Here is an 11,977-nt window from a genome sequence, read left to right as displayed (position 1 = left end):
TCTCGCCCTCCTCCGCCAGGTGCTTCCTGCTGACGTGCGATCCGTGCGATCCGTGCGCACCGCCCTCACCGTGTCGCATCGAGCGTCTCCTTCCAGAAGTGGCAGGCGCTCCTGCGCTCGGCGGTAAGCCCCTCGTACGTGACCCGCGCGAGCGGCGGATCGAGGGTGCGGCACACGTCCTGGGCCATGGGGCAGCGGGGGTGGAAGGGGCAGCCGGGCGGAATGTTCATGAGGTTCGGCGGCAGGCCCTTGATCGCGTAGAGGTCCTGGCCCTTCTGGTCGAGGCGCGGGATGGATTCGAGCAGGCCGAGGGTGTACGGGTGAGCGGGGGCCCGGTAGATCTCGTGGACGGGGGCGCGTTCGACGATGCGGCCCGCGTACATGACGGCGATGGTGTCGGCGACGTCCGCCACGACGCCGAGGTCGTGGGTGATGAGGATCAGGCCCATGTTCATCTCGCGCTGAAGCTCCGCGAGGAGGTCCATGACCTGGGCCTGGACGGTGACGTCGAGGGCGGTGGTCGGCTCGTCCGCGATGATCAGCGCGGGTTCGAGCGCCATCGCCATGGCGATCATGATGCGTTGGCGCATGCCGCCGCTGAACTGGTGCGGGTACTGCCCGACGCGCTCCCTGGCCGCCGGGATCCGCACCCGGTCCATCAGCTCGACGGCCTTGGTTCTGGCGTCCTTGCGCGACATGCCCCGGTGCACGACGTACATCTCGCCGAGCTGGGCGCCGACGCTGAGCACCGGGTTCAGTGAGGAGAGCGCGTCCTGGAAGACCATCGCCATACCGGCGCCGCGGACCTTGCGCCGCTCCTCCTCCTTGAGCTTCAGGAGGTCCCGGCCCTGGAAGAGGATCTCGCCCTTGGTGATCTTTCCGGGCGGGACGTCGAGGATGCCCATGAGGGCCTGGGCGGTCACGGACTTGCCGGAACCGGACTCGCCGAGGACGGCGAGGGTCTCGCCCGCGGCGACGCTGTAGTCGACGCCGTTGACGGCCTTGGCGATCCCGTCCCGGGTGCGGAACTCGACGTGCAGGTCCCGCACTTCGAGCAGCTTGGCCGCCTTGGGCTCGCTGCGGGCGGACGGATCGGATGCCACGGTTGCCATGGGCGCCTACCTCAGCTTCGGGTCGAGGGCGTCGCGCACCGCGTCGCCGAGCATGATGAACGCGAGCACGGTGATGGCCAGGGCTCCGGCGGGCCAGAGCAGCATGTGCGGGGCGTTGCGGATGTACTGGGAGGCGGCCGAGATGTCGATGCCCCAGCTGACGGTCGGCGGCTTCAGGCCGACGCCGAGGTACGAGAGCGTCGCTTCGAGGGCGATGTACGTACCGAGCGCGATGGTCGCCACGACGATGACCGGGGCGACGGCGTTCGGCGTGATGTGGCGGAGCAGCATCCGGGAGTTGGAGGCGCCGAGCGCCCGCGCCGCCTGGACGTAGTCGTTGTGCTTGGCGGTGATGACCGAGCCGCGCGCGATGCGGGAGATCTGCGGCCAGCCGAGCAGCACCATGAAGCCGACCACGGGCCAGACCGTGGAGCTGGTGACCACCGAAAGGAGCACCAGGCCGCCGAGGACGACGGGGATGGCGAAGAAGATGTCGGTGATGCGGGAGAGGATCGCGTCCCACGCCCCGCCGAAGAACCCGGCGAGCCCGCCGAGCACGCTGCCGATGAGCGCGACGACGAGGGTGGCGCACACGCCGACGGTGACCGAGACCCGGGTGCCGTGGACGACCCGGGTGTAGACGTCGCAGCCCTGCTCGTTGAAGCCGAAGGGGTGGCCGGGCGCCGAGCTCTTCTGCGCGTTGGCGAGGTCGCAGTCCAGCGGGTTGCGGGAGGCGATGAGGGAGGGCCAGAGGGAGATGACGACGAGGAAGAGGATGATCAGGCCCGAGACGATGAAGACCGGGTTGCGCCGCAGGTCCCGCCAGGCGTCGGACCACAGGCTGCGCGCCGGGGCGGAGGGGCCGCTGCCGTCGGGTCCGCCCGGCGACTTCTCCAGGGAGGTCGCCTCGCTGGTGGCGAGGTCCATCGCGCCGCCCATTCCGGTGGCGGCCATCGCGCGCTCCGGCTCCTGCGGTTCAGGCATAGCGGATCCTCGGGTCGAGTACGGCGTAGAGGAGGTCGACGATCAGGTTGGCCGCCAGGAAGACCAGGACCAGGACGGTCACGAAGCCGACGACGGTCTGGGTGCTCTGGCGCAGGATGCCCTGGTAGAGCTGGAAGCCGACGCCGTGGATGTTGAAGATCCGCTCGGTGACGATCGCGCCGCCCATCAGCGCGCCCACGTCGGTGCCGATGAAGGTGACCACCGGGATGAGTGAGTTGCGCAGCAGGTGCCGGGTGATGACGCGGCGCCGGGGCAGGCCCTTGGCGACGGCGGTGCGTACGTAGTCGGCGCGCCGGTTCTCCGCGATGGAGGTGCGGGTCAGGCGGGTCACGTACGCCAGGGAGACGGAGGCCAGGACGAGTCCGGGGATCAGGAGTTCGTTGATGGGCGCCTCGCTGGACACGGAGGGTTTGATCACGCCCCACTGGACGCCGAGGAGGAGTTGCAGCACGAGTCCGGTGACGAAGGTGGGGATGGAGATCACGACGAGCGTGAGCAGCAGCACCACGGTGTCGACGGGCCGCCCGCGCCGCAGCCCCGTGAGCACGCCCAGCGAGATGCCGATGACGATCTCGAAGACGATGGCGACGACGGTGAGCCGGATGGTGACGGGGAAGGCGGCCGACATCAGCTCGGTGACCTTCTGGCCGTTGAAGGCGGTGCCGAAGTCGCCGGTGAAGAGGTTGCCCATGTACGTCAGGTACTGCTGCCACACCGGCTTATCGAGGCCGAACTCCTTCTTCAGCTGGGCGGCCGTGGCCGGGTCGCACTTGCGGTCGCCGCAGAGGCCCGCGACGGGGTCGCCCATCACGTTCACCATCAGGAAGATCAGCAGGGTGGCGCCGATGAAGACCGGGATCATCTGCAGCAGACGCCGGATCACATAACGTCCCACGGGGGCTCCGGAATTAGGGGGAGCGGCCGCCGGGCGCCCTCGCGGGGGCCCGGCGGCCGCTCCCGGCGTCTCAGTTGACCTTGATCTCGTTGTAGACGGGCACGCTGAACTGGTTCAGCGAGACGTCGGAGACCTTGTCCGAGTAGCCGGCGCTGCCGTTCTGGTACCAGAGCGGGATGGCGGGCATCTTCTCGGCGAGGATCTTCTCGGCGTCCTGGAACTTGCCGACGGCCTTGCCGGTGTCGGTCTCGCCGTTGGCCTCGTTGACGAGCTTGTCGAACTCCTTGCTGGAGAACTTGCCGTCGTTGGAGGGGGCGTCGGTGAAGTAGACCGGCTCAAGGAAGTTCTGGATCAGCGGGTAGTCCATCTGCCAGCCCGCGCGCCAGGCGCCGTCGAGCTCCTGCTTGGAGGCCTTGCTGCGGAAGTCCGCGAAGGTGCCGACGGGGCTTGCGACGCAGGCCTTGTCCTTGCCGAGGGCCTTGTTGATGGAGTTGCAGACGGCGTCGACCCACTCCTTGTGCGAGCCGGTGTCCGCGTTGTACGAGATCTTGAGGGTGCCGCCGGGGATGCCGCCGCCGTCCTCGACCATCTTCTTGGCCTTCGCCGCGTCGTACTTGCAGGCGTCGCCGCAGAGCCCGTCCTGGTAGCCGCCGTCCTTGCCGAGCACCGGCGAGGTCCAGTCGGTGGCGGGCGTCCGCGTCTTCTGGAAGATCGTCTCGGTGATCTGCTCGCGGTTGATCGCCATGGACAGGCCCTGGCGGACCTTCTCCATCCCCGGCTTGCTCCACTTGCTGTCGTAGGAGGGGAAGGCGAGGGTCTGGATGATGCCGGCGGGGGTGTTGATGTAGCGGTCGCCGAGGTCGTTCTTGGCGTTCTTGAGCTGGGAGGCGGGCACGTCGTCGACGAGGTCGAGGTTGCCGGCCATCAGGTCGGTGTAGGCGGTGTTGTTGTCGGTGTAGACCTTCATGTCCACACCGCCGTTCTTCGCCTTGTCCTCGCCGGGGTACGCGTCCCACTTGCGCAGGGACATCTTCGAGCCCTTGGTGTACGAGTCCACGGTGTACGGGCCGTTGCCGACGGGCTTGGAGAGCCAGGCGTCGTGGTGGTCGTAGAACGCCTTCGGCAGCGGCGCGAAGGCCGGGTAGCCGAGGGTGTCGGGCCAGGTGGAGAACTTCTGGCTGAGCTTGACGGTGAAGGTCGTGTCGTCGGTGACCTTGAGTCCGGAGAGGGTCTTGGCGCTCGCCTCGCCCTTCTCGGGGTGGACCTTGTCGTAGCCGTCGATGTAGCCGAAGAAGTACGCGTTCTTCTGGTTGTTCTTGAGGTTCGCGCCGTAGTTCCAGGCGTCCACGAAGGACTTGGCGGTGATCTTCTCGCCGTCGCTGAACTTCCAGTTCTTCTTGATCTTGACCGTGAAGTTCTGCGCGTCCTTGGTGTCGATCGACTCGGCGACCATGTTCTTGGCCTCGCCGGTCTTCGGGTCGTACCGCTTGAGACCCCGGAAGAGCATGTCGAGGATCTTGCCGCCCTGGACCTCGTTGGTGTTCGCCGGTTCGAGCGGGTTCTGCGGGTCGCCCCAGGAGGAGCCCACGATGCCGGAGCCGTCGCCACCGCCGCCGCCGCTTCCCCCGCCACCACAGGCCGTCGCCGCGAGGGCGACCGCCACCGCACATGCGGCCCACTTGGCGTGCGTGGCTCCACGCATGGAGTCCTCCAGTCCTGTGCTGTCCTGCCGTCCTGGCGTTCGGTGTCCCGCGAGCCGACGCACATATCGAGCCGACTCACGTATCGCCAAATATCGCCTTACGAGACATGAACCGCACATTTACGCCACCCGTACGAGTCGGAGCCCATCCGGATGTACGCATTCCGAGACGATCACGCCCGCATATCGGACTCATTGCCCGCCTTGCCCGACGGCGCCCGGCCTTGTCCATCACGCTTGATTACGCCAAGGCAATGTCATGCCCATGCTTGCCTCAAGTTCCGCTCAAGGATCCCAAGAGCGCCCCAAAGCGCCCGACGATTCATTGACCGCCAGGGAAACGCCTTGCGAAAGTCGCGCCTAGCCCGTGGGTGCTGGTTGTCCTGCGGCTTCCTGCTGACCCCTTCGGGCCTGGAGCGCCATGACTTCGCCAACCCCCGCCGCTGCCGCCCCGCTTGAAGTGACGGGCAAAGTCGACGGCACCCCCTCTTCGCCCAAGAACCAGGGCAGCCAGGGCCGTTCGCCCGGACGGCTCGCCTGGACGCGCTTCAAGCGGGACAAGTCCGGCGTCATCGCCGCCTGCATCGTCATCTTCTTCTTCGTCGTCGCGCTCTGTGCGCCGCTGATCTCGAAGGTCTACGGCAAGAACCCGTACGACACCTACGGCCTCGACCAGCCGGGTCTGCTCAACGACTTCAACTACCCGGTGAAGCCGAACGGCGGCATCGACGGGAACTTCTGGTTCGGCGTCGAGCCGGTGCTCGGCCGCGACGTGTTCTCCTTCCTCCTCTACGGCATCCGCAACTCACTGCTGATCGCCGCCGCGACGACGCTCCTCGTGGTGCTGCTCGGCATCACCATCGGCGTCACCGCCGGATACATCGGGGGCAAGACGGACTACCTCATCGGCCGGGTCATCGACATCCTCCTCGCGTTCCCGTCCACGCTCTTCTACATCGCCTTCTTCCCGGTGATGATCTCGGTCCTGGTCAGCCCCGAGGACAAGATCCCGCAGTGGCTGACCATCACCAGCCTCATCACCGTGATGACCGCCTTCGGCTGGGCACCGATGGCGCGCCTGCTGCGCGGCGAGGTACTCGCCCTGCGCGAGCGGGAGTTCGTGGAGGCAGCCAAGGTCACCGGCGCCTCCCCCACCCGCATCATCTTCAAGGAACTGCTCCCGAACCTGTGGACGCCGATCCTGATCCAGGCGACCCTCGCGCTCCCCATGTTCGTCACCGCCGAGGCGGGACTCGCCTTCCTGGGCGTCGGACTGGAAGAGCCCACGCCGGACTGGGGAGTGATGATCCAGAACGGCTCGAAGTACTACCAGGACGACATCACCTTCATGGTCTTCCCCGGCCTCGCCATGGTGATCTTCGTGGTCGCCTTCAACCTCCTCGGCGACTCGGTGCGCGACGCGCTCGACCCGAAGACCCGACGCTGACACTCCCCGGAACTCCCCGGAACTCCCCGGAACCGGCACGCGCGACGGGGCCGTGCCGGACCACTTCCCGCTCTTCCTCCTTCACACAGGGTTGGTAGCCACATGGCAATCTCACGCAGAAACCTCCTCATCTCGACGTCCGTCGCGGCGGGCGGCTCGCTCGTCCTGTCCGCGTGCAGCAGCGGCGACTCGGGCGGGGGCGACGGCGGTTCGCACGGCGGTGCCACGGAGTACACCAACGCGAGCGTGAAGGTGGGCACCGCGAAGGACTCGACCGGGCCCGCGCCCGCCGTCCCCGGCGGCAAGAAGGGCGGCACGATCTACGGCGTCGCCGAGGACGACGTGTCGCACATGGACCCGCAGCGCATCTACTTCGCGTACAACTCCTCGCTCGCCAACCTCTACGCGCGCTGCCTCACCGGCTACCGGACCGACATGGAAGGCCACCAGACCCTCGTCGGCGACCTCGCCACCGACACCGGCAAGGCCTCGGACGGCAACAAGACCTGGACCTTCACCCTGAAGGACGGTCTGAAGTGGCAGGACGGCAGCGAGCTCACCGTCGACGACGTCCGGCACGGCTTCGAGCGCGGCTGGGCCCCCTTCATCACCGAGGGCGCCATCTACGTCCAGCAGGCGCTGACCGGCAAGGGCGCCAAGTGGCGTGACGGGTACGACGGTCCGTACAAGGGCAAGCACCTGGACTCGATCGTCACCGACAAGGCGAAGAAGACGATCACCTTCCACCTGAAGGAGGCGCGCCCGGAGTTCAACTTCACGCTGGCGATGCACTCGTACGCCGCCACGCCCGTGAAGCACGACACCAAGGAGGAGTACGACAAGGCGCCCTTCTCCAGCGGCCCGTACATCGTCAAGCACCGCACCATCGACAAGTCGATGACCCTCGCGCGCAACAAGCACTGGGACGCGAAGACCGACCCGATCCGCAACGCCTACCCGGACAACTTCGAGTTCGAGTTCGGGCCGACGGGGCCCGAGTCCTGCGACCGCTTCATCGCGGACCAGGGCAAGGACCAGCAGATGGTCGCCATCTACGAGCCGATCCCGGCCGAGCGCATGCAGAAGGTGCTCTCGACGCCCGACATCAAAAAGCGCAGCTTCAACGGTCTGTCGTCCGGCACCTACTTCTTCGCCATCAACATGAAGCGGGTCACCGACGTGGAGGTGCGCAAGGCGCTCCTCATCGCCTGGCCCCTGGAGCAGAGCCGCAAGATCTACGGCGGCACCACCGCGGGCGACTACGCCACGACGATCCTCAGCCCCGACATCGTCGGCCGCGAGAAGTTCGACCTCTACGACAAGCTGGACGAGCCGCAGGGTGACGTGAAGCGGGCCCACGAGATCCTGAAGAAGGCCGGCAAGCTCGGCACGAAGATCGTGTACGCCTTCCCGCGGCGCCCCACCTACGACAAGACCAAGATCGTCATCGAGAAGAACCTGAAGGCCGCGGGCTTCGAGCCGGTCATCAAGCCGCTCAACTCGACGGACTTCTACGACCAGGCGCAGCGCCTGGACAACCGCTTCGACGTGATGTGGTTCGGCTGGTCCCCGGACTGGCCGACCGCCTACACCATGATGCAGCCCCTGCTCGACGGCGGCGCCATCGGCGACGGCCAGAACAACGTCTCGCAGTGCGACGTGCCCTGGATCAACGAGGCGATCAAGAAGAACGCCGTCATCTCGGACCCGAAGGAAGCGGGCAAGGCCTGGGCCGAGCTCGACAAGCGGGTCATGAAGGAGGTCGTGCCGATCATCCCGGAGACCTACCAGCGCCGTTGGTACCTGCACGGCTCGAAGGTCGGCGGCGCCATCCACGACCCGCAGTTCGCCGCGACGCTGCTGCACAAGACGTACGTCAAGGCCTGACGACCGGCCCCCGGGGCGGGCCACCGCACAGTGGGCCCGCCCCGGCCCCCAACTCCTCTCACGGCATCCGTCAGGAATCCCAACTGCCATGCTCCGCTTCCTCATTCGCCGCACGCTCGGCGGCGCAGTGATCCTGCTGATCATCAGCGCGATCGTCTTCCTCCTCTTCTACGCCGCCCCGCGCGATCCCGCGCGCCTGGCCTGCGGCAAGGTCTGCCCGCCCGACACGCTGGCGCTTGTGAAGCACAACCTGGGGATCGCCGACCCGCTGCCCGTGCAGTACTGGCACTGGTTCGAGGGCCTCTTCGTCGGACGCGACTACGAGAGCTACGGCTTCTGTGACGCGCCCTGCCTCGGCTACTCGTTCCGCAACCGCGAGCCCGTCCTCGCCACCATCCTCGACCGCTTCCCGACCACCCTCTCCCTCTCGCTCGGCGCGGCGGTCGTGTTCGTCGTCTTCGGTGTGGGCACCGGCATGCTGGCCGCGCTCAAGCAGGGCAAGGCCCTCGACAAGATCGCGTCGTCCGCGTCGCTCATCGCCTCCTCGATGCAGATCTACGTCGTCGGCGTCTTCGCCGTGTACGTCCTGACCGACCAGCTGCACCTGCTGGACCGGCCCTCGTACACGCCCCTCTCCGAGAACCCCGCCGAGTGGTTCTCCGGACTGCTCATCCCCTGGCTGGTGCTCGCCCTGATCTTCACCGCCAACTACACGCGCATGGCCCGCTCGCAACTGGTGGAGTCCATGAGCGAGGACTACGTCCGCACGGCACGGGCCAAGGGGCTCTCGCGCTCCACGGTCTTCTTCCGCTTCGCCTGGCGCGGCGCGATGGGCCCGATCGTCACGATCTTCGGCCTCGACCTCGGCGTGCTCCTCGGCGGCGCGATCATCACCGAGAAGACCTTCGCCCTGCACGGCATCGGCGAGCTGTCCGTGAAGGCGGTCGACACCAGCGACCTGCCGCTGCTGCTCGGGGTGGTCCTCGTGGCGGCCGCCGCGATCGTGCTCTTCAACATCATCGTCGACGCCCTGTACGCGCTGATCGACCCGCGCGTACGCCTCGCATAGGGCCGGGGAGAGAGAACTGATGACCACCCCCTTCCTGTCCGTACGCGACCTGCGCGTCCACTTCTCCACCGAGGACGGCATGGTCAAGGCCGTCGACGGCCTCGACTTCGACCTGGAGAAGGGCCGCACGCTCGGCATCGTCGGCGAGTCCGGCTCCGGCAAATCGGTGACCAACCTCGCCATCCTCGGCCTGCACCACAAGGACAGCACCGCCATCGACGGGGAGATCCTCCTCGACGGCCAGGAGCTCCTCACCGCCACCGAGCGGGAGCTGGAGAAGCTCCGCGGCAACAAGATGGCCATGATCTTCCAGGACGCCTTGGCGTCCCTCTCCCCTTACCACACCATCGGCCGGCAGATCGGCGAGACGTTCCGCAAGCACACCGGCGCCTCCAAGAAGGAGGCCAGGGCGCGGTCGATCGAGATGCTGACGAAGGTCGGCATCCCCCAGCCCGACCTGCGCGTCGACGACTATCCGCACCAGTTCTCCGGCGGCATGCGCCAGCGCGCGATGATCGCGATGGCGCTGGTCTGCAACCCGGCGCTGCTCATCGCCGACGAACCGACCACGGCGCTCGACGTGACGGTCCAGGCGCAGATCATGGACCTCCTGAAGGAACTCCAGCAGGAGTTCGGCACATCGATCGTCTTCATCACCCACGACCTCGGCGTGATCGCCGACATCGCGGACGACGTCCTGGTGATGTACGGCGGCCGGTGCGTGGAGCGAGGCACCAAGAAGGAAGTGCTGCGCTCCCCCCAACACCCCTACACCTGGGGCCTGCTGGGCTCGATGCCCTCGCTCGAAGGACCCGTCGATGTCCCCCTGTCCCCCATCCCGGGCACGCCGCCGAGCCTCCTCAACCCGCCCTCCGGGTGCCGCTTCCACCCGCGGTGCGCGTTCACCGAGCAGGTCGGGGGCGGCCGGTGCGCGGACGAGCAGCCGCTCCTCGAACTGGCCGAAGGACGGGGCGCCGCCTGTCACCTCACGCCGGAGCAGCGCACGGAGTTCTTCGCTGACTTCGCGTCGACGCGCACCGACTGACGTACAGCTGCCGTACAACTGACGTACAAGAGACTGGACTTGACCACTATGAGCGACAGCACTCCCCTCCTGGACGTCAGCGGGCTGACCAAACACTTCCCGATCATGGGCGGCTTCCCGTTCAAGCGGAAGATCGGCGCCGTGCAGGCGGTGGACGGCCTCGACTTCACCGTCGCCCAGGGCGAGAGCGTGGGCCTGGTCGGCGAGTCCGGCTGCGGCAAGTCGACGACGGGGCGCCTGATCACCCGCCTCCTGGAGCCCACCGCAGGGAAGATCTCCTACCGCGGCCAGGACATCACGCACGCCTCGCGCAAGCAGCTGGCGCCGGTCCGCTCGGAGATCCAGATGATCTTCCAGGACCCGTACGCGTCGCTGAACCCGCGCCAGACGGTCGGCAAGATCATCTCGGGCCCGATGGAGGTGAACGACATCGACCCGGCGGGCGGCCGCGAGGCCCGCGTCCGCGAGCTCCTCGAAACGGTCGGCCTCAACCCCGAGCACTACAACCGCTTCCCGCACGAGTTCTCCGGCGGCCAGCGCCAGCGCATCGGCGTGGCCCGCGCGCTCGCCCTCGAACCCAAGCTGATCGTCGCGGACGAGCCGGTCTCGGCGCTCGACGTCTCGATCCAGGCGCAGGTGGTGAACCTGCTGCAACAACTGCAGAAGGACCTGGGCATCGCATTCCTCTTCATCGCCCACGACCTGGCGGTGGTACGTCACTTCTCGCAGCGCGTGGCCGTGATGTACCTGGGCCGGATCGTAGAAATCGCGGACCGCGAGAGCCTCTACGGAAACCCCCGCCACCCCTACACCAGGGCGCTCCTCTCGGCGGTCCCCGAGGCGACCCCGGACGACATCCCGCGCCGCGAACGCATCCTGCTGACCGGCGACGTCCCCTCCCCGGTCAACCCACCCTCGGGCTGCCGCTTCCGCACCCGCTGCTGGAAGGCGACGGACAAGTGCGCGACGGACACGCCGCCTCTGCTCCAGCTCGACGGCAACGGCGCCGGGCACCTGACGGCGTGCCACTATCCCGAGAGCCCTCGGGAGCTGGCGATCCCATCGGCCCGCAAGTCCCTCTGACCCCCATCCCCGCATGAACCGGGGCCTCGCCCACCCCTCCGGGCCGGGCCCCCCTTCCCGGAACCGGCCCGCGCCCTCCCCCTTGACCCGAGCCGGGCGCGGCCGGTTCCGGGCGCGCCCGCTTCCTACGGGACGGGCCCTACTCTGACGGTATGGACTACGCCAAGATGCGGTCGATCGCCGAGGAGCTCGGGGCTTATGCCGAGCGCCTTGAGGGGACCTGGACCGTGGAGATCGGGCCATCGGGCCCGAGACTCGCCATGGTGTGCCCTTCCAAGCGGCACGAAGGCACAGTCCGTCGCATCCGCAAGCAGCTCGCCGTCACCCACCCCGGCTACATCTGTGCGAACGGCCCCGAGATCGAGCACCCCTCGATCGGCCGCATGCGCCGACCGGACGCTCTGGTGATCCCCGAGGCGGTACTGGACGAAGAGGGGCTCGCCGTCGACGCGGCTCAGGTGTTGGCCGTCGTCGAGATCGTCTCGCCGTCCAATCCCAGCAATGACTACGGCGAGAAACTCCGCGAGTACCCGGCCATGGGCGTCGGTCATTGCCTGATCGCCGACCCCCGGACCGGAACGATCGAGGTGCACTCCGAACCCTGCGGGGACCGCTACCGGTCCAAGGAGCCGTACATCTTCGGGGACGTCGTGCCCTTCGGCCCCTGGACCTTGGAGACCGCGGCCTTCCGACGCTACGAGAAGGCGGGGGACGCCGGGCGCTGAGTGGCCA

General features: G+C 67.6%; 10 protein-coding genes. 6 read left to right on the top strand and 4 right to left on the bottom strand.

Annotated elements, in window-relative coordinates:
• Positions 1–65: 65 nt before the first annotated feature.
• From ABZ953_RS31535 to ABZ953_RS31520, 4 genes are all read right to left on the bottom strand, one after another.
• Complete coding sequence (locus ABZ953_RS31535; RefSeq protein WP_361731018.1) at positions 66–1,112, bottom strand: ABC transporter ATP-binding protein; 1,047 nt, start codon at positions 1,110–1,112, stop codon at positions 66–68.
• A gap of 6 nt (positions 1,113–1,118) precedes the next feature.
• Positions 1,119–2,096 (bottom strand): ABC transporter permease, encoded by a 978-nt coding sequence (locus ABZ953_RS31530; RefSeq protein WP_361731015.1) that lies wholly within the window; start codon positions 2,094–2,096, stop codon positions 1,119–1,121.
• Positions 2,089–3,012: an ABC transporter permease gene (locus tag ABZ953_RS31525; RefSeq protein WP_361731012.1), complete on the bottom strand. Its 924-nt coding sequence runs from the start codon at positions 3,010–3,012 to the stop codon at positions 2,089–2,091. The genes ABZ953_RS31530 and ABZ953_RS31525 overlap by 8 nt, the downstream gene beginning before the upstream one ends.
• 70 nt (positions 3,013–3,082) lie before the next feature.
• Complete coding sequence (locus ABZ953_RS31520) at positions 3,083–4,714, bottom strand: ABC transporter substrate-binding protein (protein ID WP_361731009.1); 1,632 nt, start codon at positions 4,712–4,714, stop codon at positions 3,083–3,085.
• A 421-nt stretch (positions 4,715–5,135) separates the two neighbouring features.
• Here ABZ953_RS31520 and ABZ953_RS31515 point away from each other — a divergent pair, with 421 nt between their 5' ends.
• From ABZ953_RS31515 to ABZ953_RS31490, 6 genes are all read left to right on the top strand, one after another.
• The gene (locus tag ABZ953_RS31515) at positions 5,136–6,161 is read left to right on the top strand and encodes an ABC transporter permease (RefSeq protein ID WP_361731007.1); all 1,026 of its coding nucleotides are present in this window, start codon (positions 5,136–5,138) and stop codon (positions 6,159–6,161) included.
• Positions 6,162–6,263: 102 nt separating this feature from the next.
• Positions 6,264–8,048 carry an ABC transporter substrate-binding protein gene (locus tag ABZ953_RS31510; protein ID WP_361731004.1) on the top strand — a complete coding sequence of 595 codons (1,785 nt, stop codon included), beginning with the start codon at positions 6,264–6,266 and terminating at the stop codon, positions 8,046–8,048.
• 88 nt (positions 8,049–8,136) lie between these two features.
• Positions 8,137–9,117, top strand: a complete 981-nt coding sequence (locus tag ABZ953_RS31505; protein ID WP_361731001.1) for an ABC transporter permease subunit — start codon at positions 8,137–8,139, stop codon at positions 9,115–9,117.
• Between the two features lie 19 nt (positions 9,118–9,136).
• Positions 9,137–10,162: an ABC transporter ATP-binding protein gene (locus ABZ953_RS31500; protein ID WP_361730998.1), complete on the top strand. Its 1,026-nt coding sequence runs from the start codon at positions 9,137–9,139 to the stop codon at positions 10,160–10,162.
• Positions 10,163–10,210: 48 nt separating this feature from the next.
• The gene (locus ABZ953_RS31495; protein ID WP_361730995.1) at positions 10,211–11,245 is read left to right on the top strand and encodes a dipeptide ABC transporter ATP-binding protein; all 1,035 of its coding nucleotides are present in this window, start codon (positions 10,211–10,213) and stop codon (positions 11,243–11,245) included.
• A gap of 152 nt (positions 11,246–11,397) precedes the next feature.
• Entirely contained in the window at positions 11,398–11,970 is a 573-nt protein-coding gene (locus tag ABZ953_RS31490) for a Uma2 family endonuclease (RefSeq protein ID WP_361730992.1), read from the top strand.
• Positions 11,971–11,977 lie beyond the last annotated feature (7 nt).

Origin of the sequence: Streptomyces sp. NPDC046465, assembly GCF_040646035.1 — a bacterium.
Taxonomy (GTDB): domain Bacteria; phylum Actinomycetota; class Actinomycetes; order Streptomycetales; family Streptomycetaceae; genus Streptomyces.
The sequence above is the reverse complement of the archived record's forward strand: the minus strand, read 5'-3'. Positions and strand labels throughout refer to the sequence as shown.